This window comes from Streptomyces sp. NPDC055013 (genome assembly GCF_053608645.1).
This window is the reverse complement of the sequence record NZ_JBSGVW010000026.1, coordinates 38,316-58,172: the sequence shown is the minus strand read 5'-3', so window position 1 is coordinate 58,172 and position 19,857 is coordinate 38,316. Positions and strand designations below refer to the sequence as shown.

Below are 19,857 nucleotides of genomic sequence, written 5' to 3'. Positions count from 1 at the left end.
GGTTGCACGAGGCGCCGTTGCTCACCTATGCGCCACGGCGGACCCGGGCGGCCTTGCGGGCTTCGGCAACCTGGCGGGCCTCGGCAGACCGGCGGGACTCGCCACCGCCGGCCCGCCCCGGACGGGTTCCCATACCGCGGAAGGGGGCACCGCCGCGCTTCGGCCGCTCCCCGCCCGGCCCGCTGCCGGCGACGGGGACATCGGAGGGAGCCTGGGCACCGGTGATGCGACTCAGCTCGGCCTCGCCGGAGCGGACCTGCGTGATCTGCGGCCTGATGCCCGCGTCGGACATGAGACGGGCCATGTCACGGCGCTGGTTGGGCAGGACAAGTGTGACGACCCTGCCGGACTCACCCGCCCGAGCGGTACGGCCGCCGCGGTGCAGGTAGTCCTTGTGGTCGCCGGGCGGATCGACGTTGACGACGAGATCGAGGTCGTCGACGTGGATGCCCCGGGCCGCGACGTTGGTGGCCACCAGCGTCGTGACGTCACCGGTCTTGAACTGCGCCAGGGTGCGGGTGCGCTGGGGCTGCGACTTGCCGCCGTGCAGGGCCGCGGCCCTCACGCCGCTGTTCAACAGGTGCTTGGTGAACTGGTCGACGGCGTGCTTGGTGTCCAGGAACATGATCACGCGCCCGTCGCGGGCGGCGATCTCGGTGGCGGTGGCGTACTTGTCGGCGCCGTGCACCTGGAGCACGTGGTGCTCCATCGTGGTGACCGCGCCGGCCGACGGGTCGACCGAGTGGACCACCGGGTCGTGGAGGTAACGACGGACCAGGAGGTCGATGTTGCGGTCCAGCGTGGCCGAGAACAGCATGCGCTGGCCGTCGGGACGTACCTGGTCCAGCAGTGCGGTGACCTGCGGCATGAATCCCATGTCCGCCATCTGGTCGGCCTCGTCCAGGACGGTGATGTCCACTCGGTCCAGGCGGCAGTCCTTGCGCTCGATGAGATCCGCGAGGCGGCCAGGAGTCGCGACGACCACCTCGGCCCCGGCCCGCAGTGCGCCGGCCTGCCTGCCGATCGACATGCCGCCGACCACCGTGGCCAGCCGCAGCTTCAGCAACCGGGCGTACGGATCGAGCTCATCGGTGACCTGCTGGGCCAGCTCGCGCGTAGGGGCGAGGATCAGTGCAAGCGGCTTGCGCGACTCGGCACGCCGGCCGGCCGTGCGCACGAGAAGGGCCAGGCCGAAGGCGAGCGTCTTGCCCGACCCCGTGCGCGCGCGACCCAGCACATCGCGACCCGCGAGGGAGTTCGGCAGCGTGGTGGCCTGGATCGGGAACGGCTCGTTCAGGCCACGGCCGCTGAGCATCTCCAGCAGCTCGACGGGCATGTCCAGTTCGCCGAACGTCGCTGCGGCGGGGAGGGCCGGGGTGACGGTGACCGGCAGCGCGAACTCCCCCTGTGGCGTGGAGGAACGGCGCCCGGTGCCGCCTGTGCTGCCGCCTGTGCTGCCGCCGGGGCGGCGCTGACCCCGTGGCCGGAAACGGTCGTTCGTGCTGGCTGAACGGCTCAAGGAGAACCTTCCTGGAAAGGGCGCGCACCGAGAAATACCCGAAAGGAAATGAGCCGGATAAATTGCAAGAACGAGCCGGATGCACATCTGAAGAAAAGAATTCCGGCGGAATGCCGGAAAAATGAAGCTGAGGCCGCACCGCAAGGCGTGGCCTCAGCCCTCTCACACGTTTCGACGTCAGGCGGGAGTGATGTTCTCCGCCTGCGGGCCCTTCTGGCCCTGCGTGACGTCGAAGTTCACCTTCTGGCCCTCCTGGAGCTCGCGGAAGCCCTGGGTGGCGATGTTCGAGTAGTGGGCGAAGACGTCCGGGCCGCCGCCATCCTGCTCGATGAAGCCGAAGCCCTTTTCCGAATTGAACCACTTGACGGTGCCGGTAGCCATTTCATTTCTCCTTTGGGGGCAGTACCCGGGGACTACGCCGTGCGAACCCCTGCGGTGCCGAATAAGCCCCGTCCGGATAAGCACCTGAAGTTTCGGGAACTACAACTGCAACTCTCCTCAAGTTTAGCACGGCACGCGCACCCGGCATTACCCGAGGAAAGCAAATCGCACCCCTGGAATCCCCCGGCGCCGGGCCGGGCACCTAGCCGAGGAAGCTCAGTCGCACCTGCCGGTTCGGGTTGTCCCGGTTGGTGTCCACGAGGCACACCGACTGCCAGGTCCCGAGCTCCAGCTGCCCGTCAAGCACCGGCAGCGTCGCATGCGGCGGGACGATGGCCGGGAGGACGTGGTCGCGGCCGTGGCCGGGACTGCCGTGGCGGTGCTGCCAGCGGTCGTCGGCGGGGAGCAGGGTGTGCAGGACGGTCAAGAGGTCGTCGTCGCTGCCGGCGCCCGTCTCGATGATCGCGATGCCGGCCGTGGCGTGCGGCACGAAGACGTTCAGCAGGCCGTCGCGGCCCGCGGCCACCTCCCGCAGGAAGGCCTCGCATTCGCGGGTGACATCCACGACCCGCTCCGAGGAGCCGGAGGCGACGTTCAGAACTCGGGTGGTGAAGGCGTCTGACATGGTCTCCATCCTCGCCCATCCACCGGAGTTCACGCGCGAGGACACGTGCCGGCGGCTGAGTGCCGGCCGAGGGACGACTGAGCCGTGACACACGAGGTCCACTTCGCGAGACAGCGTTGACCGTCGCAGCGCCATCTGGCTAATTTCGGCGGCATGTTGCGTTCAGCCCTGCTCACCACGCGCGGTCACATCGACCTGCTGCGGGTGGCCTCCGCCGCGTGTCGCCGCGGCTGCTGACGCCCTTTCCTCCCTCCCCCGCGCTCTTCCCCCGCACTCCTCGCGTCTGCACACCCCTGCCCGCACGCCTGATGCCCTGATCGACGATCCGGCGCGGCGGGCCCGCGACGCGCGTCTCATCACCTGCCGCTCTCCTCCTGTGGAGCATTCATGAGCATCAGTCATGCCCCGCCCGACTCGCTGAAATCCGATATTTCGGATATCGCCGATCCATCCGGCTCCACTGAGGGCCCCTCCCCCGACCTCATCCCCCTCGTCCCCACCTCCTCCCCCCGCACCCGCGTGCCCCGCTGGCTGCGTCGCACCACCGGACCGCTGCTGCTGCTCGCCCTGTGGCAACTCCTCAGCAGCACCGGTGTGCTGACTGCGGACGTGCTCGCCTCGCCCGGTCGTATCGCGCAGGTCGGGGGTGAGCTGATCGCCGACGGCTCGCTGCCCTCCGCCATGGGCACCTCACTGCAGCGCGTCGCGCTCGGGCTGCTCCTCGGCACGGTCGTCGGCACCGGACTCGCCCTGTTGTCCGGGCTGTTCCGGATCGGTGAGGACCTCGTCGACGCGCCCGTGCAGATGCTGCGGACCGTGCCCTTCGTCGGGCTCATCCCGCTGTTCATCATCTGGTTCGGCATCGGCGAGGCGCCGAAGGTCGCCATCATCACGCTCGGCGTGACGTTCCCGCTCTACCTCAATGTGTACGCCGGAATCCGCGGCGTGGACGCCCAGTTGATCGAGGCCGGGGAGTCCCTCGGGCTCTCCAGGTGGGGGCTCGTACGGCACGTCGTACTGCCCGGCGCGCTGCCGGGCGCCCTGACCGGCCTGCGCTACTCGCTCGGCATCGCCTGGCTCGCCCTCGTCTTCGCCGAGCAGGTCAACGCCGACTCCGGCATCGGGTTCCTCATGGTGCAGGCACGGGACTTCCTACGGACCGACGTGATCGTGGTCTGCCTGATCGTCTACGCCTTCCTCGGCCTGATCGCCGACTTCATCGTCCGCTCCCTCGAAAGGCTGCTGCTGCAATGGCGACCGACGTTCACCGGCCGGTGAGCCCCAAGGCCACCGGGGCCGTGCCGACCACTCAGGCCGTGCAGGCGGCCACGCCGGCCACCCAGGCCGTGCACGTCGAGGGGCTGACCCGTTCCTTCGACGGGCGTGCCGTCATCGACCGACTCCAACTGGACGTCCGCCCGGGCGAGTTCGTCGCGCTCCTCGGTCGCAGCGGCTGCGGAAAGTCCACCCTGCTGCGCATCCTCGCCGGCCTCGACCGCGACATCGAGGGCACCGTCCTGGTCCCGCGCCGCAAGGCCGTCGCCTTCCAGGCGCCGCGGCTGATGCCCTGGAAGAAGGTGTGGCGCAACGTACTGCTCGGCCTGCCGGGCAAGCCCGGTCGTGCCGTCGCCGAGCAGGCCCTGAAGGAGGTCGGCCTGGACCACCGTACGGGCGCCTGGCCCAAGACCCTCTCCGGGGGCGAGGCCCAACGGGCCTCCCTCGCACGGGCGTTGGTCCGCGAGCCGGATCTGTTGCTGCTCGACGAGCCGTTCGGGGCGCTCGACGCGCTCACCCGGATCAAGGCCCAGCGCCTGGTCGGTGAGTTGTGGCAGCGGCGCGGCTGCGCGGTGCTGCTCGTCACGCACGACGTGGAGGAGGCCGTGCTCCTCGCCGACCGCGTCCTCGTGATGGACGACGGGGTGATCGCGCACGAACAGCGCATCGACCTCGACCGGCCCCGCGACATCACCGACCCCCGGTTCGCGGAACTGCGCGCCGGACTCCTGGAGAGGCTCGGCGTCGACACCGCCGCCGAAGCCGCCTGAACCAACCACCAGAACCACCGAGAACGGAACCATCATGCGACGACGTCTCGTCCCCGCCGCGCTTCTCCTCCCCCTCGCGCTCCTGCTCACGGCATGCGGCGGGGCCTCGTCCGCCAGCACGGGGACCGACACCGACGGCCAGGGCTCGCTCACCCTCGACGTCGGTGACCAGAAGGGTGGTTCGGAGGCGATCCTGCGCGCCGCCGGAGAGCTGGAGAACCTCGACTACAAGATCAAGTGGTCCACCTTCAGCTCCGGTCCGCCGCTCCTGGAGGCCGTCAACGCGGGGGCCGTCGACGTAGGCGGTGTCGGGAACACGCCGCCGGTCTTCGCGGCGGGCGCGGGCTCGAGGATCAAGGTGGTGGCCGCCTGGCACGGCACGTCCAAGGGCGACACCATCCTCGTCCCGAACGACTCGAAGCTGTCCGGCACCGCGCAGCTCAAGGGCAGGTCCGTCGCCGTGGCCCAGGGTTCCTCCGCCCACTACCAGCTGGTCGCCTCCCTCAAGAAGGTCGGGCTGAGCCTGAGCGACGTGAAGGTCAAGTACCTCCAGCCCGCCGACGCGCTGGCCGCGTTCACCTCCGGCAAGGTCGACGCGTGGGCGGTGTGGGACCCGTACACCTCGCAGGTGCTCAAGGCGAAGCAGGGCCGTGTCCTGACCACCGGCGACGGCATCACCAACGGGCTGACCTTCCAGGTGGCGGCGCCGAGCGCGCTGCAGGACACGAAGAAGGCCGCCGCCGTCAAGGACTATCTGGAGCGACTGCGGCGCGCCCAGCAGTGGGTGTACTCGCACGAGGACGACTGGGCGAAGGTCTGGGCGAAGGACACCGGGCTGCCCGAGGACGTGGCGCTGGCCGCGGTGAAGCGGACGTACACCACCCGGATCGCGGTGGCCGTCGACAAGCCGCTCATCGCCTCCGAGCAGGAGATCGTCGACACGTTCGCCGATCTGAAGCTCATCCCGAACAAGGTCGACTTTGGCGGCTTCACCGACACGAGGTTCAACGGAGACCTCCCGCCGTCGATTGCCGCGCCTCGTCCCTCGGAAGGCTAGGGATCCAAGCCTCCGGGGGTCCTTCCGGGACCGTCCGGGACCGCCGTCCGGAGCCTCGGGAAGATCCACGGCCTCGATGCGGTTGGTAGAGGCGTGAATGATGCCGAGGCGGTCAACTTCGTCGACGTGGTCGTCATAGGCGCTGGTCAGGCGGGTCTGTCCAGCGCCTATCACCTGCGGCGCACCGGCTTCGCGCCGGACCGCGACTTCGTCGTGCTCGACCACTCCCCAGGCCCGGGCGGTGCCTGGCAGTTCCGGTGGGCGTCGTTGACGTACGGCAAGGTCCACGGGATGCACGCCTTGCCCGGCATGGAGCTGACCGACGCCGACCCCGAGCGGCCGTCGTCCGAGGTCATCGCCGAGTACTTCGACCGCTACGAGCGGACCTTCGACCTGCGCGTCCGGCGGCCCGTCGACGTACGTGCCGTACGCGAGGGCGCGGACGGGCGGCTGCTCGTCGAGACCTCGGCGGGGACCTGGTCGACGCGGGCGCTGATCAACGCGACCGGCACCTGGGACCGGCCCTTCTGGCCGCGCTATCCCGGCCAGGAGACGTTCCGGGGACGGCAATTGCACACCGCCCACTACCCCGGGCCGCAGGAGTTCGCCGGGAAACGGGTCGTCGTGGTGGGCGGCGGCGCCTCCGGAACCCAGCACCTCCTGGAGATCGCCCGGTACGCGGCCGCCACGACGTGGGTCACGCGGCGCCCGCCCGTGTTCCGCGAGGGACCCTTCACGGAGGAGTTCGGCCGCGCGGCCGTCGCGCTCGTCGAGGAGCGGGTCCGGCAGGGACTACCGCCGAAGAGCGTCGTCTCGGTCACGGGGCTGCCCCTCAACGACGCCATCCGGCAGGGGCTCGCGGACGGAACCCTGGACCGGCAGCCCATGTTCGACCGGATCACGCCGGACGGCGTGGAGTGGGACGACGGGCGCCGCGTGGACGCCGACGTCATCCTGTGGGCCACCGGTTTCCGGGCCGCCATCGACCATCTTTCCCCCCTCCGCCTGCGCGAGCCGGGCGGCGGCATCCGCGTGGAGGGCACACGCGCAGTCGCCGATCCCCGTATCCACCTGGTCGGCTACGGCCCCTCCGCCAGCACAATCGGCGCCAACCGAGCCGGCCGCGCGGCCGTACGGGACATCAGGCGGTTGCTGGCGGAGGAATCGGTGGCGGCGTGACGGGGTGGGGCGGGCGTATCGGGGTCCACCTCGCGGCATCCCACCAGGGAAACCTCCGACAGGCGTGCCTTGCTCCGGCCCGGGGTACTGACGCTGCTGGGCGGTCGAGCCGTCCGCCCCGCGATGATGCGGCGTCGCTCCCGTCGGGGCCACGTTCCAGCACGTATGCCCCCACCCGAGGGACCGACGGGAGCCGGACGGGCCGGCACTCGCCCTTGCCGAAGCGAGCGCTCCGGCCCACTGCGTGACGCCCTTCAGGGCAACCCTCCGACGGGCGTGCGCACGCCTGAAGCGTTGAACGGAGCCGGCTGTCGAGCCAACGGCCCAGATGATGGGGCGGGCCGGTCCGCCGCATGGCGCCCCGCCAGGGCAAGCGTCGGGCCAGTACACGTCCGCCCGAGGCGTCGGAGTCGGGCGGGCAGGCCGTCGCCCTCAGGGAACGCGAACGGGCCGAGCCGCACCTCGTATATCGCCCCGCGCTGCACTGGCTGCCTCGCCACCCCTGGCCCGCAGGACGATCGTCGGCCTGCCCTCTCCCGGCCGGCGCCCTGTCGATGTCTACGTCTGCCGCCCGCGCACGCGCGCCCGCCGCATGGCCACGCCACCCCGCGCAGGGTGACCACAACACATCCCGCCGACTCAATTCGTCGGCTTCGGGCTCGCCTTCTTCTTCTGCTGCTGCTCGGCGTTGAACTCCGCCACGTTGCGCTGGTGTTCCGAGTAGTCGGCCGAGAAGCGGGTGTCGCCGGGCTTGACGGTGACGAAGTAGAGCCAGTCGCCCGCGGCCGGATTGATCGCGGCGCGCATCGCCTCCTCGCCCGGGTTGGCGATCGGCGTGGGCGGCAGGCCCATGCGCTGGTACGAGTTGTAGGGGCTCTCGATCCGCGTGTCGGCCTCGGTGGTCCTGACCGTGGAGCGTTTCAGCGCGTAGTTGATGGTGGAGTCCATCTGCAGGGGCATCCCGCGTTCGAGCCGGTTGTAGACGACCCTGGCGACCTTGCCCATGTCGGGCTTGGTGGCGGCCTCGGCCTGGATGATGCTCGCGATGGTGACCGTTTGATAGACGTTCATCGAGTTGCGCTGCGCGCCGGCGGCGATCGGCGCGCCGCCGAACCGCTTGTTGGCGGTGTCGACCATCGCCGAGAGCAGGGAGTCCGGCGTGGCCTTCTTCCCGTCGCGCTCCAGTGGATACGTCGCCGGGAAGAGGTAGCCCTCGGGGTTGCCGTCGGCGTCGTTCGGCAGTTTGAGGTCGAGCTTCGCGAGGGACTTCTTCGTGGTCCCGGCCGGCAGGGTGAGGGCCCTGTCGACGGCGGCGTAGACGTGGCTCGCGCGCCAGCCCTCCGGGATGACCAGCGTGGTGGGCTTCGCCTCCTGCTCGTCCACGCTCAGCAGCGGCACCGCCACGGCGGTGCCGGCCACGACGGCGCCCGCGGCGATGAGGGCGATACGGCCCCGGCGCGTCAGTCGAATCGTGCTCCGTGACGGAGTGTTCATGTGCATGCGGGCACGGTAACCCCCGCATGCTTACAAACCCGGCATAACGTCACCCCGTCGGCTCCAGTTGGGCGTCTCGGCGGACCAGCCCCGCATACCGCCCGTCCCGCTCCAGCAGCTCCTCATGGGTGCCCCTTTCGGCCACGTGCCCCGCATCGAGCACCACGATCTGGTCGGCGCCCCGAATGGTGGACAGGCGGTGCGCGATCGTCACCGTGGTGCGGTTGGCGGACAGGGCGTCGATGGCCTCCTGCACGGCATGTTCGGTGCGGGTGTCCAGGGCGCTCGTCGCCTCGTCGAGAATCAGGACCGGCGGGTCACGCAGGATGGTTCGGGCGATGGCCAGGCGCTGCTTCTCACCGCCGGAGAAGCGGTGGCCGCGCTCGCCGACGACGGTGTCGTAGCCGTCGGGCAGGGCCGCGATGTGGTCGTGGATCTGGGCCGCCTTCGCCGCCGCGTGCAGCTCCTCGTCGGTGGCGTCCGGCTTGGCGAAGCGCAGGTTGTCGGCGACCGAGGCGTGGAAGAGGTACGTCTCCTGCGACACGACGCCGACCGCGCGGGCGAGTGTGTCGAAGTCGAGGTCGCGTACATCGACCCCGTCGAGGGTGACCCGGCCGCCCGTCACGTCGTACAGCCGCGGCACGAGGTGGCCGAACGTCGACTTCCCGGCGCCGGTCGGGCCGACGACCGCGAGGCTTCCGCCCGCCGGGACGGTGAGGTCGATGCCGTCCAGGATCGGGCCGCTCTTGCCGTCGTACCGGAACTCGACGTTCTCGAAGCGGACCTCGCCCTTGACGCTGTCGAGGCGGGCGGGGTTCTCCCGCTCGGTGATGTCGATGGGCAGGTCGAGGTACTCGAAGATGCGCTGGAACAGCGCGAGCGAGGTCTGGATCTGGACGCCGGTGGACAGCAGACTGACCGCCGGGCGGAACAGGCCCTGCTGGAGCGAGACGAACGCGACGATCGTGCCGATCGAGGCCTGCGGGCCGCCGAGCTGGAGCGCCATCCCCGCGGTCCAGTAGATGAAGGCGGGCATGGCGGCCATGACGATGGTGATGACGGCCATGCGCCACCGGCCGGCCATGTTCGACCTCACCTCGAGGTCGACGAGTTGTTCGGACTCATCGGCGAAGGCCTTGGTCAGCGAGTCGGAGCGGCCCATCGTGCGGCCGAGCAGGATGCCGCTGACCGAGAGCGACTCGGTGACCGTGGCCGCCATCGCGGCCATCTGCTTCTGGCGCTGGGTGGTGATCTTCTTGCGTTCGTTGCCGACGCGGCGGCTGATCCAGACGAAGGCCGGCAGCAGGAGCAGCGAGACGACGGTCAGGCGCCAGTCGAGGGCGATCATCGCGACGATCGTGGCGACCACGCTGGTCAGGTTGGAGACCAGGGAGGTCGCGGTGGAGGTGACGGTGGCCTGCATGCCGCCGATGTCGTTGGCGATGCGGGACTGGACCTCGCCGGTGCGGGTGCGGGTGAAGAAGGCGAGGGACATGCGCTGGAGGCGGCCGTAGACCGCGGTGCGCAGGTCGTGCATGACGCGCTGGCCGACCGTCGTGGAGATCAGGGTCTGCAGCACACCGAAGACGCTGGTCAGGACCGCGCTGAGGATCATGCCGAGCGCGAGCAGGCTGAGCAGGCCGGTGCGGCCCTGGGGGATGGCGACGTCGAGGATCGCCTTGAGGAGGAACGGCGTGGCCACGCCGACCAGCGATGACGCGCCGACCAGGAGGCCCACGACGGCGAGGCGGCCGCGGTAGGGACGGAAGAGCTTCAGGATGCGGCGCACCTGCCGGGGCTGTACCGGCTGCTCCGGCTGCTCGGCGGGTGGCGTCCGGGTGGGTTCGTTCTCGGGGTGCATGGGCTCCTACGGAGGTGTGGTGATGCGGACTGACGGAGCTTAGCTCATTGTTACCTATGCTCACAATGAATGTAGTCCTGATATTGTTCCCGCATGACCACCCCCGATCCCGACGGCCCGCTCGCCGAGCAGCTCCTGCGCCTCACCCGCCGGGTGCACCGGATCCAGAAACGCCACCTGCACGAGTGCGGCCTGGGCGTCACCCCGGCCCAGTCCCGACTGCTGCGCACGCTCGCGCACTACGACTCGCCACCCCGGATGGCCGATCTCGCCGAGCGTCTGGAGGTGGTCCCGCGCGCGGTGACGACGCTGGTCGACGGGCTGGAGGCGAGCGGGAAGGTACGGCGGGTGCCGGATCCGACCAACCGGCGGGTGATCCGGATCGAGCTCACCGACGACGGGCGCACGGCCCTGCGGGAACTGCACGGTGCGCGCCGGTCGGCCGCGGAGGAGATCCTGGCGCCGCTGACGGACGAACAGCGCGAGGTGCTGGGCGAGTTGCTGGACACGCTGATCGACGGGACTGCCGACCGGCGGTGTTGAGCGGCCTTTCGGCAAGAGGGCACGCGAAGCGGCCTTGCCGAGAGGGCACGTGAAATGGCCGCGACCACCGCTCCATGCTGCTGGAGCGGTGGCCGCGGCCGTTGCGTTGGGTGGGGCGGTGGATGGGGCGGTGGATGAGCTCAGCCGGCCCCGGAAGCCGGCTCCTTTGCGCCCTGGGCCGGTACGGCAACGGGGGCTTCGGGCACCGGAGCCTCAGTCCCGGGCGTCGCGGGCGCCCCGGGCTTCTTGAGCTGCGGCGACTTCTCCGACTCCTCGTCGTCCAGTTCGACCACGATCTCGCCGTCCAGCACCTTCTTCGCCCGCTCCTTGTCGAGAGCCCCCTCCCAGCGGGAGACCGCGAAGACGGCCACGCAGTTGCCGAGCAGGTTGGTGACGACGCGCATCGAGTCCATGATGCGGTCCACGCCGAGAAGCAGAGCGACGGCTCCGGCCGGGATGGCGCCCAGCGAGGAGGCGGTCGCGGACAGGGCGAGGAAGGCCGAGCCGGGGATGCCCGCCATACCCTTGCTGGTCAGCATCAGCACCAGGACCACGGTGATCTGCTGACTGAGGCTGAGGTCCACGCCCACGGCCTGGGCGATGAACAGCGTGCCGATGGACAGGTACAGCGAGGCGCCGTCGAGGTTGAAGGAGTAGCCCGTCGGTAGCACCAGGCCCACGGCGTCGTCGCGGGCGCCCGCCTTGCGCAGCTTCTGCATCACACGCGGCAGGACGGACTCGGTGGATGCGGTGCCGAGCGCGAGCAGCATCTCCTCACGGATGTAGCGCAGGAACTTCCAGAGGCTGAGCCCGGTGACCACCTTCAGGGCGACGGCGAGCAGCGCGATGAACAGCGCCGCGGCTGCGTAGCACAGGACGATCAGCTTGCCGTACGTCTCGATGACGCCGAGCCCGTAGTTTCCGATGAGGACGGCCATTGCGCCGAACACCGCGATCGGGGCCAGCCGCATGACGAAGCCGACGATCGCGAAGATGATCTCCTGTGCCTGTTCGATGGCCGGCAGCACCTGCGGCACCTTGGTGTGACCGAGATGCAGCAGCGCGGCACCCACCAGGCAGGCCAGGACGAGCACTTGGAGCAGAGAGTTCTCCGCGAAGGCCCCGACGAACGAGGTCGGGATCGCCTCCAGCGCGAACTCCGTTGTCGAGGGCAGATGCCCGCCGCCCGTCTTCGCGTCGACCGCCGAGGCGTCGAGCGTGGACGGATCGACGTTCATCCCGGCACCGGGCTGAACCACGTTGGCGGCGAGAAGGCCGATGACCAGCGCGAGCGTGCTCGCGACCTCGAACCAGATCAGCGCCTTCAGCCCGATCCGGCCGAACGCCTTCAAATCACCGGCCTTGGCGATGCCGACGACAACCACGCAGAACACCAGCGGCGAGATGATCGTCTTGATGAGCCGGATGAAACCGTCGCCGAGCGGCTGGAGGTCCGCGGCGAATCCGGGCCACAGCTTCCCGACGACGATTCCGAGTACGAGCGCGCAGGCGACCTGCGCGAAGAGAGAGGTACGCAGTGTGCGTGCGACGCGTCGCGGAAGGGACGGTACGGACGGCGGCACGGGAACTCCTTGGGGACGGCGGCACACAGAAGCCCCAAGGGACGGCGGGGACTTCTGCCATACGGAAAGCGCATTCCGTGCCGATCACTTTGGGGGTGATGTTGTTCCCGCACAAGACCCCCGCGTTGCATCCGTGTAAATCACGTCCCGCGTGGCGCATCGCACACAACTCGCCTCAACAGTCCCTGCGGACCCGCCTCAACAGCGCCGGCGATCCTCGGTGAGCACCCCTTGGACGCTGGTGACGGATCGGTCGTAACAGCCGCCCGAGCCGCGTGAGCCACCTGGGCCGCCCGAGCCGTACAGCCGATACCGCTCGCTCGTCGTGCCGACCGCGTGGCGCTGGTCGCGTGGCACGTTCAACGTCCATGCGGCGTCGCCCTCGACGGTGTCGTCGAGCCACGACCACGAGGTCCGCCGTCCTTCTTCGGTCGTCACGACCGCGGCGCGGTCACCGAGGGTCAGCACGGTGCGGAGCCGGTCGTTCGCCCCGATCGAAATCGAGCCGTCCATGGTGTACGTCCGCTGAATGCGCGTCGTCCGGGCAGACCCGCGTCCGTCAACGGTCACCGACTGGTCGTCCGTCCAGGTGGCGTCGAGGGCATCCAGGTTCTCGCCATCGGTCCAGCGGTGCGCGGAGCTGTTCGCGAGCGACCGGCGCACGGTGGTCGCCACCCGGCCGTGCGAGGTGTCGACGTATCCGGCGACGGTCAGACGGTGACCACCCTCCGTGTTCACCCGGTGCTCCGAACCAGGCTTGTAGGTCGAGGAGTTGGTGAGGTCGCCGACCTTGTGCGCGGTGAGCTTGCCGGTGACGTGTGCGCTCTTCGCGTCCTGCCGGACGAGGACGTTCACGGGCGCGCTCCAGCCGCTCTGGCCCTCCGGAACTCCGACGACGGAGACCTCGACGCGGTGCGGGCGCCCGTCGTTGAGGAGACCCGCGAACGGTGTCAGGTCGTATTCGATCGGCTTGACGTCGAAGGCCCGCGGCCCCGGAGTGACGTACCAGAGGAAGGGGTTGGACCAGCCGCCCGTCCAGACGTGCGGGAACGGCGCGGCGATCCCGGCGAGTTGACCGTCGACCTTGATCTGCACCTCACGGTAGGGGCCGCCGTCGGCCTTGCAGGAGTACGGGGCCGGCTCGGGCGCCGACAGGTACCAGAACTCCTCGCAACCGCCGCCGGAGCCGGTCGCGTACACCTCGGCGACGATACGTTCGCTGTTGCGCGGGGTGGTCAGCGCGCCGTCCCTGAGGGTGAGGACGCGGTCGGGGGTGCCGGCGGCAGGGCGGCCGGCGTAGAACGTCAGCGTGACCTTGACGTCGATGACGCCGGTGTACGTGTCGTCGACGACGTTCCCGATGAGCATCTCGACGTCCTGACTGCGGCGGAACGTGTCGCTGTACCGCGTGACGTCCTTCTCGACGGACCACTCGATCCCGTCCGGTGACGGCTCGGGGGTCGACGTACGGAAAACCTCCACCCCGCCGACCTGCAGATGACCGAGCCGGTCGTACTGGCGCCCCTTGACCTTGCCGTCCATCCGCAGCACGACCTTGCTCCAGCGGTCACCGCAGCCTTCGGGCGGTGTGTAGGTGCCCTTGTACGGGGTGAAGTCGCGGAACTGTGCCTCGGCGACAGTGACTTGGCAGGACTTGCCGGAGGGTTGGGTGACGGGCGGGGCGGCGGTGAGGGGGTCGTGCCAGTCGGTGCCGAATTCGGCGGGGATGTTGGTGGGGACGTCGGTGGGGGCGTCGGCGCCGGCGGGTTGGGCCGCGGGGAAGGATTGGGCCGCGGAGGCTGGGCTCGCGCCGAGGAGGGTGCTCGCCAGGAGGGTCGCTCCCGTGAGCATGGACATGGCGATCCGTCTCTTCATGGCCGGTGTTCTACGGCGAGTCGGGCATCCTCCGCAATGACGCCTACCGCGTCAGTGCGGTCGCTTCAGTTCGGCCCTGTCCCCCATCACCACCACGGGATGCCGATCGGGGTCGAGCGTGCGCAGCAGGTACTCCATCGCCGATCCGGACAGACTGACGCAGGCCGACGTGCCGCTGCCGTGGTCCATGTGCAGCCAGATACTGCCGCCCTTGCCCTGACCCTCGGGGCGGGTGGGGTCGTTGGGCGGGGTGCCCGTGACGCGGTTGTAGTCGATGGCGATGACGTAGTCGAAGTCGTGCCAGTACGACTTCGCCCACCAGCGCGGCGCTGCGAAGGCAGCTGACCGCGTGTACGGCAACTTGGACCCGGGGTTCTCCAGCACGCCGCCCGCGTCGCTGAGCGTGAACACCCCCACGGGACTGCGGTTGTCGCCCTCGTGGTGGTCGGTGGTCCAGCCCTTCTTGCCGTTGTGCGCGGGCCAGCTGCGGATGCGGTCCCAGGTGGAGCCGCGCTTGGCGTAGAGCGCGACCGTGGCGTCCGGGGAGTTCTTGCCCTCGCCGTAGACCGCCACCACCTGGCGCGATTCGGCGGGGATATGACGCTGCCATCGGTCGCCGACGCCCGGGACGCGCGTCGGGTCCACGGTGGTGGCCGATCGTGTGGGCACGGCCTTGCCGCCACCCGAACCGGCGCCGTGCTGCGGGCCGCCGCAGGCGGTCAGGGTCGTGAGCGCCGTCAGGAGGGAGCAGCCGAGGGCCGCCGCCGCGACCGTGGCTCGCCGTAGTCCGCCATTCCGCATCGGTCCATGGTCGCACCGGGGTCGGGGTGTCGGCGGGAGCGACGGCGGAGCGGCGGCCTGGGGTGGCTGACGACCGGGAGCGTGGGCAGGCAGCCAACCGGAGGGCCGGGGCAGCCAGCGGTGGCGTGGCCGATGAGGGCGCGGGCTAGCCAGCGGGGCGCATGGGGGGCCAACGGGGCCGTGGACCAACAGGGGCGCGGGACCGCCAACGGGGCCCCGGGCAGCTAACCGACGAGGAGATCGGCTGCCCTGGCGGCAGCATGGGCGGCGGCGGCGGCCGGACCGGTAGCGGAGCGGGGCGGGGCGGGGCGGGGCGGGGCGGGGCGGGGCGGCAGCGAGTGTGCACCGGCCTCAGGTGCCTGAGCACCGACGGGGGCGGCCATCTCCTCTTAGCGGCCGACCGGCTGCGGAAGCCACAACCGCTGTCGGGGCCTGAGCGGCAGCGAAAGCCGCAACCGCTTGCCCGGCCGGACCGGCAGCCGAATCCACAACGGCCTCTCGGCCCCGGGCCGGCAGCCCGAGCCACAACGCTTCTCGGGCCCGGCCCGGCAGCCGGATCTGTGCGGCGGCCGGGAAAACCGCTTGCGTCCGGCCACGCTGCGACGCGAATCTGTCACGGTTTGCTGCTCCGCGGCGCCGATCCGCCGAGTGCTGCCCGCTCCCCGCATCGGCACCCGAACCACACTCCATCCCCATCCCTGATCCCCCCACTGACACGAGCCACTGGGACGTCATGCAGATTCAAGACCTTCCGTATCCCGATCCAGGTGTGCCGGACGCACGCTCGGGTCCCCGATTCCTGTGGTGGCTCTTCCGGAACCAGCTGGACGGACAGCTGAAGGCGCTGGCCTGGGGGCTGCTGCACTTCCTGTCCGTCTCCGCGCTGCCGTTCTGTGTGGGCATCGCCGTGCAGGCCGTCGTCGACCGCTCCGGCACCCAACTCGCCCTCGCGGGCGGTCTGTTGGCACTGTGCTGCGTCGGGAACGCGCTCGGCGACACCTTCCTGCACCGCACCGCCGTCACCAACTGGATCACTGCCGCCGCCCGCGTCCAGCAAGTGCTGGCCCGCAAGGCGGCCCAGCTGGGCTCGGCGTTGACCCGGCGCGTCGCGGCCGGCGAGGTCGTGGCCGTCTCCACCGGTGACGTCGAGAAGATCGGCTGGTTCGTCGAGGCCTGGTCACGGTTCACGGCGGCGGCGGTCACTCTCGTGCTGGTCTGCGTCGGCCTGGTGGTCTACCAGCCCGCGCTCGGTGCGGTGATCGCCGTGGGGCTGCCCCTGCTGGCGGTCGCCGTGCTGCCGCTGCTGCCCCGGGCGACCCGGCGGGCCGACTTCCAGCGCGAGAAGGCGGGCCGCGCCACCGAGCTGGCCTCCGACACCGTCGCCGGCCTGCGCGTCCTGCGCGGCATCGGCGGCGAGGAGCTCTTCCTCGACCGCTACCGCCGTGCCTCCCAGGAGGTACGCCACGCGGCCGTGCGCAGCGCCCGGATGTGGTCCCTGATCTCGGCGATCCAGGTGCTGTTGCCGGGCCTGCTGCTGATCGCGGTGGTCTGGTACGGCGTCCACCTCGCCCGCCAGGGCCGGGTCACCGTCGGCGAACTGGTCACCGTCTACAGCTCGGTCATGATCCTCACCTATCCGCTCCGGCACTTCGAAGAGATCGCAATGGCCTACTCCTTCTCCCGGCCCTCGGCCCGGCGGGCCGCGCGTGTGCTGGCGCTGGAGCGCGTCACCGACACCGACGGGACCCGCGACGGTTCCGAGATGCCCTCCGGGGATCTGTACGACCCGGCCACCGGACTGCTCGCCCCCGCCGGCCGCCTCACCGCCGTGGTGTGCGGCGACCCGGACGCGGCGGGACGGCTGGCCGAACGGCTGGGCGGACACCCCTCGGAGGAAGGCGCCTCGGTACTCCTGGGCGGCGTACCGCTCGACGAGTTGCCGCTCGACAACGCCCGTACGGCCGTCCTCGTACAGGACAAGGACCCCGTACTGCTCTCCGGCACACTGCGCGCACTGTTCGACGTACCCAGGTCCGGCGACGTCGGCGCCGGGGAAGCTCTGGCGGCGGCGCAGTGCGAGGACGTGCTCGCCGCACTGGTCCAGGGATCGCTCGGCACCGAGGACCCGATGGAGGCCCGCATCACCGAGCGCGGCCGATCCCTGTCCGGCGGACAGCGCCAGCGCATCGCGCTCGCCCGGTCACTGGTCACGGACCCGGAGGTGCTCGTCCTGGACGAGCCGACCTCAGCCGTCGACTCGCACACCGAGGCCCGGATCGCCGAGGGCGTGCGGAACCTGCGAGCGGGCCGCACGACCGTGGTGTTCACCTCGTCGCCGCTGCTCCTGGACCGCGCCGACCGAGTCGTACTCGTCCACGAGGGCGAGGTCGCCGCGGTCGGCATGCACCGCGAACTGGTCCACGCCGAGCCTCGGTACCGGGCCGTAGTGACCCGGGAGACCGACGAGGAGGCGGCCCGCGACGAGGCACTGCCCGAAAGGGCCGCCCGCCAGAGCGGATTGCGCGAAGGGTCCGCCCTCAGCGACGTCCTGAAGGAACTGGAAGAGATCGAGGAGTCGGCATGATCGGCGTTGCGCCACCGGCGTACGACCCGGCGGCCCCGACGACGGCGAACACGCTGCCGGTCGGCGCCCCGGCGACCGTACGCGCCTATGTCGTCGAGTTGTTCCGTCGGCACCGCCGTGCCTTCGTGCTCCTCGTCGTCGTCAACACGGTCGCCGTGGTGGCCTCGATGGCGGGGCCATGGCTGCTGGGCGGGCTGGTGGAGCGGGTGTCGGACGACCCCGGTTCCGGCACCCGTGAGCTCCATCTGGAGCTCACCATCGGCCTGTTCGCGGTCGCCCTGCTCATCCAGGCCGTGTTCGTCCGGCAGGTGCGGCTGCGCGGCGCGATGCTCGGCGAACGGATGCTGGCCGACCTGCGCGAGGACTTCCTCGTACGGTCGGTCGGACTGCCGCCCGGTGTCCTGGAGCGGGCCGGGACCGGCGATCTGCTGTCGCGGATCACGACGGACATCGACCGGCTGGCCAACGCGATGCGCGAGGCCGTGCCCCAGCTGGCGATCGGCGTCGTGTGGGCCGTCCTGCTGCTGGGCGGTCTCGTCGTCACCGCGCCGCCGCTCGCCGCCGCCGTACTGCTCGCGGTGCCGTTGCTGGTGGTCGGCTGCCGCTGGTACTTCAGGCGTGCGCCCGCCGCCTACCGCTCGGAGGCCGCCGGATACGCCTCCGTGGCCGCCGCGCTCGCCGAGACCGTGGACGCCGGGCGCACCGTCGAGGCCCACCGCCTCGGCGGACGCCGGGTCGAACTGTCGGAACTGCGGATCAAGCAATGGACGGCGTGGGAGCGCTACACACTCTGGCTGCGGTCGGTGCTCTTTCCGGTCATCAACGTCACGCATGTGACCGTGCTCGCCTCCGTTCTGATCATCGGCGGGGTGTTCGTCCTGCAGGGCTGGATCGGGGTCGGTCAACTGACGACGGGTGCGCTGATCGCCCAGATGCTGGTCGACCCCGTCGGGCTGATCCTGCGCTGGTACGACGAGCTGCAGGTGGCCCAGGTGTCGCTGGCCCGGCTGGTCGGGGTCCGGGACATCGAGCCGGACGCCGGGGACGCCAGGCTGGCGCCCGAGGGTCGCGACGTGCACGCCGACCGGGTGCACTTCGGCTACCTGGAGGGCGTGGACGTGCTGCGCAAGGTCTCCCTGGAGGTCGCGCCCGGCACCAGGCTGGCGCTGGTCGGCCCCTCGGGTGCCGGCAAGTCGACCCTGGGCCGGCTGCTCGCGGGCATCTACGCACCCCGCGACGGCCGGATCACCCTCGGCGGCGCCGAACTGTCCCGGATGACCGCCGAGCGGGTCCGCTCCCACGTGGCCCTGGTCAACCAGGAGCACCACGTGTTCGTGGGCTCCCTGCGCGACAACCTGCTGCTGGCCCGCACCGACGCGACCGACGCCGAGCTGTGGGCGGCGCTGGGCGCGGTGGACGCGGACGCGTGGGCCCGTGCCCTCGACGACGGCCTGGACACCGAGGTCGGCTCGGGCGGGTTCGCCCTCACTCCGGCCCAGGCCCAGCAGATCGCGCTGGCCCGTCTGGTGCTGGCCGACCCTCACACGCTGGTCCTGGACGAGGCGACCTCGCTCCTCGACCCCCGCGCGGCCCGCCACCTGGAACGCTCCCTCGCCCGTGTCCTCGACGGCCGCACCGTCGTCGCCATCGCCCACCGCCTCCACACCGCCCACGACGCGGACGTCATCGCCGTCGTCGAGAACGGCCGGATCAGCGAGCTGGGCAGCCACGACGAGCTGGTCAGGGCGGACGGGGCGTATGCGGCGCTCTGGCGGTCGTGGCATGGGTGAGCAGTGGGGACGGGAGGAGGCCGACCCGGCCGGGGCACGGGGGCGGGAAGGCTGAGGCCGGGCACGCCGGGCGGTGGGCGAGGGCCCTGGGCTGCCGGGCGGTCGGGTGGACCCGGCAGGCCGTGAGGCCGGGTGGGCCGTGAGGCCGGGTGGGCCGTGAGGCCTGCTGGACCGTGAGGCCTGCTGGACCGTGAGGCCTGCTGGACCGTGAGACCAGGGCTCTGTGCCATCGGGGCTGAGAGCGCGCAGGGCTGAGCCGGGTGACTTGGGCGGCCGGGGGGAAGCGCGATTCGGGGGCGCCAGGTGTCTGAAGCCGGGGGCGCAGTGCGCCGGGGGCAGGGATCGTGGACAGCCGGGGCCGACAGGGACACAGGGACACAGGGACACAGGGCCACAGGGCCACAGGGCCACAGGGACACAGGGCCACAGGGCCACAGGGCCACAGGGCCACAGGGCCACAGGGCCACAGGGCCACAGGGCCACAGGGCCACAGGGCCACAGGGCCACAGGGCCACAGGGC

The 19,857-nt window shown here is 70.8% G+C and carries 16 protein-coding genes; 8 read left to right on the top strand and 8 right to left on the bottom strand.

What is annotated here, in order from left to right; all coding sequences use genetic code 11:
- Positions 1-25 precede the first annotated feature (25 nt).
- The 3 genes from ACWGDB_RS27940 to ACWGDB_RS27930 all read right to left on the bottom strand — a co-directional run bounded on the left by ACWGDB_RS27940 (position 26) and on the right by ACWGDB_RS27930 (position 2,525).
- Positions 26-1,519, bottom strand: a complete 1,494-nt coding sequence (locus tag ACWGDB_RS27940; protein ID WP_453824944.1) for a DEAD/DEAH box helicase — start codon at positions 1,517-1,519, stop codon at positions 26-28.
- Positions 1,520-1,696: 177 nt separating this feature from the next.
- Positions 1,697-1,900 carry a cold-shock protein gene (locus tag ACWGDB_RS27935; protein ID WP_020125862.1) on the bottom strand — a complete coding sequence of 68 codons (204 nt, stop codon included), beginning with the start codon at positions 1,898-1,900 and terminating at the stop codon, positions 1,697-1,699.
- Positions 1,901-2,102: 202 nt separating this feature from the next.
- Positions 2,103-2,525, bottom strand: coding sequence for a secondary thiamine-phosphate synthase enzyme YjbQ (locus ACWGDB_RS27930; RefSeq protein ID WP_453824943.1), 423 nt, complete (start codon positions 2,523-2,525; stop codon positions 2,103-2,105).
- A gap of 153 nt (positions 2,526-2,678) precedes the next feature.
- Between ACWGDB_RS27930 and ACWGDB_RS27925 the strand changes: the two genes are divergently transcribed.
- From ACWGDB_RS27925 to ACWGDB_RS27905, 5 genes are all read left to right on the top strand, one after another.
- Positions 2,679-2,762 carry a putative leader peptide gene (locus ACWGDB_RS27925; protein WP_349817350.1) on the top strand — a complete coding sequence of 28 codons (84 nt, stop codon included), beginning with the start codon at positions 2,679-2,681 and terminating at the stop codon, positions 2,760-2,762.
- Between the two features lie 150 nt (positions 2,763-2,912).
- A complete protein-coding gene (locus tag ACWGDB_RS27920; RefSeq protein ID WP_453824942.1) occupies positions 2,913-3,803 on the top strand; it encodes an ABC transporter permease in 891 nt (296 codons plus the stop codon).
- A complete protein-coding gene (locus ACWGDB_RS27915) occupies positions 3,776-4,570 on the top strand; it encodes an ABC transporter ATP-binding protein (protein ID WP_453824941.1) in 795 nt (264 codons plus the stop codon). The genes ACWGDB_RS27920 and ACWGDB_RS27915 overlap by 28 nt, the downstream gene beginning before the upstream one ends.
- 34 nt (positions 4,571-4,604) lie before the next feature.
- Positions 4,605-5,627 carry an ABC transporter substrate-binding protein gene (locus ACWGDB_RS27910; protein ID WP_453824940.1) on the top strand — a complete coding sequence of 341 codons (1,023 nt, stop codon included), beginning with the start codon at positions 4,605-4,607 and terminating at the stop codon, positions 5,625-5,627.
- A 93-nt stretch (positions 5,628-5,720) separates the two neighbouring features.
- On the top strand, positions 5,721-6,806 hold the full coding sequence (locus tag ACWGDB_RS27905) for an NAD(P)-binding domain-containing protein (protein WP_453824939.1): 1,086 nt from the start codon (positions 5,721-5,723) through the stop codon (positions 6,804-6,806).
- 639 nt (positions 6,807-7,445) lie between these two features.
- On the opposite strand, the gene mltG is transcribed toward ACWGDB_RS27905, so the two are convergent.
- Together mltG and ACWGDB_RS27895 are read right to left on the bottom strand one after the other, a co-directional pair.
- Positions 7,446-8,306, bottom strand: a complete 861-nt coding sequence (mltG, locus tag ACWGDB_RS27900) for an endolytic transglycosylase MltG (protein ID WP_453824938.1) — start codon at positions 8,304-8,306, stop codon at positions 7,446-7,448.
- Positions 8,307-8,349: 43 nt separating this feature from the next.
- Positions 8,350-10,161 carry an ABC transporter ATP-binding protein gene (locus ACWGDB_RS27895; RefSeq protein WP_453824937.1) on the bottom strand — a complete coding sequence of 604 codons (1,812 nt, stop codon included), beginning with the start codon at positions 10,159-10,161 and terminating at the stop codon, positions 8,350-8,352.
- A gap of 93 nt (positions 10,162-10,254) precedes the next feature.
- Between ACWGDB_RS27895 and ACWGDB_RS27890 the strand changes: the two genes are divergently transcribed.
- The gene (locus ACWGDB_RS27890; RefSeq protein ID WP_453824936.1) at positions 10,255-10,704 is read left to right on the top strand and encodes a MarR family winged helix-turn-helix transcriptional regulator; all 450 of its coding nucleotides are present in this window, start codon (positions 10,255-10,257) and stop codon (positions 10,702-10,704) included.
- A 140-nt stretch (positions 10,705-10,844) separates the two neighbouring features.
- Here ACWGDB_RS27890 and ACWGDB_RS27885 read toward each other — a convergent pair whose 3' ends face one another.
- The 3 genes from ACWGDB_RS27885 to ACWGDB_RS27875 all read right to left on the bottom strand — a co-directional run bounded on the left by ACWGDB_RS27885 (position 10,845) and on the right by ACWGDB_RS27875 (position 14,963).
- The gene (locus ACWGDB_RS27885) at positions 10,845-12,287 is read right to left on the bottom strand and encodes a cation:dicarboxylate symporter family transporter (RefSeq protein WP_453824935.1); all 1,443 of its coding nucleotides are present in this window, start codon (positions 12,285-12,287) and stop codon (positions 10,845-10,847) included.
- 198 nt (positions 12,288-12,485) lie between these two features.
- Positions 12,486-14,162, bottom strand: coding sequence for a peptide-N4-asparagine amidase (locus ACWGDB_RS27880; RefSeq protein WP_453824934.1), 1,677 nt, complete (start codon positions 14,160-14,162; stop codon positions 12,486-12,488).
- A 51-nt stretch (positions 14,163-14,213) separates the two neighbouring features.
- Positions 14,214-14,963 carry a hypothetical protein gene (locus ACWGDB_RS27875; RefSeq protein WP_453824933.1) on the bottom strand — a complete coding sequence of 250 codons (750 nt, stop codon included), beginning with the start codon at positions 14,961-14,963 and terminating at the stop codon, positions 14,214-14,216.
- 733 nt (positions 14,964-15,696) lie between these two features.
- Between ACWGDB_RS27875 and ACWGDB_RS27870 the strand changes: the two genes are divergently transcribed.
- A complete protein-coding gene (locus ACWGDB_RS27870; RefSeq protein WP_453824932.1) occupies positions 15,697-17,547 on the top strand; it encodes an ABC transporter transmembrane domain-containing protein in 1,851 nt (616 codons plus the stop codon).
- On the top strand, positions 17,544-19,337 hold the full coding sequence (locus tag ACWGDB_RS27865; protein WP_453824931.1) for an ABC transporter ATP-binding protein: 1,794 nt from the start codon (positions 17,544-17,546) through the stop codon (positions 19,335-19,337). Before ACWGDB_RS27870 ends, ACWGDB_RS27865 begins: the two co-directional genes overlap by 4 nt.
- Positions 19,338-19,857: the final 520 nt, after the last annotated feature.

What these genes read in the sequence shown, in the direction of transcription:
- ACWGDB_RS27930 (WP_453824943.1), bottom strand. Translation starts at nt 2,525, where the DNA reads ATGTCAGACGCCTTCACCACCCGAGTTCTGAACGTCGCCTCCGGCTCC.
- ACWGDB_RS27915 (WP_453824941.1), top strand. Translation starts at nt 3,776, where the DNA reads ATGGCGACCGACGTTCACCGGCCGGTGAGCCCCAAGGCCACCGGGGCC.
- ACWGDB_RS27875 (WP_453824933.1), bottom strand. Translation starts at nt 14,963, where the DNA reads ATGCGGAATGGCGGACTACGGCGAGCCACGGTCGCGGCGGCGGCCCTC.
- ACWGDB_RS27910 (WP_453824940.1), top strand. Translation starts at nt 4,605, where the DNA reads ATGCGACGACGTCTCGTCCCCGCCGCGCTTCTCCTCCCCCTCGCGCTC.
- ACWGDB_RS27895 (WP_453824937.1), bottom strand. Translation starts at nt 10,161, where the DNA reads ATGCACCCCGAGAACGAACCCACCCGGACGCCACCCGCCGAGCAGCCG.
- ACWGDB_RS27880 (WP_453824934.1), bottom strand. Translation starts at nt 14,162, where the DNA reads ATGAAGAGACGGATCGCCATGTCCATGCTCACGGGAGCGACCCTCCTG.
- ACWGDB_RS27925 (WP_349817350.1), top strand. Translation starts at nt 2,679, where the DNA reads ATGTTGCGTTCAGCCCTGCTCACCACGCGCGGTCACATCGACCTGCTG.
- mltG (WP_453824938.1), bottom strand. Translation starts at nt 8,306, where the DNA reads ATGCACATGAACACTCCGTCACGGAGCACGATTCGACTGACGCGCCGG.
- ACWGDB_RS27920 (WP_453824942.1), top strand. Translation starts at nt 2,913, where the DNA reads ATGAGCATCAGTCATGCCCCGCCCGACTCGCTGAAATCCGATATTTCG.
- ACWGDB_RS27870 (WP_453824932.1), top strand. Translation starts at nt 15,697, where the DNA reads ATGCAGATTCAAGACCTTCCGTATCCCGATCCAGGTGTGCCGGACGCA.
- ACWGDB_RS27865 (WP_453824931.1), top strand. Translation starts at nt 17,544, where the DNA reads ATGATCGGCGTTGCGCCACCGGCGTACGACCCGGCGGCCCCGACGACG.
- ACWGDB_RS27890 (WP_453824936.1), top strand. Translation starts at nt 10,255, where the DNA reads ATGACCACCCCCGATCCCGACGGCCCGCTCGCCGAGCAGCTCCTGCGC.
- ACWGDB_RS27935 (WP_020125862.1), bottom strand. Translation starts at nt 1,900, where the DNA reads ATGGCTACCGGCACCGTCAAGTGGTTCAATTCGGAAAAGGGCTTCGGC.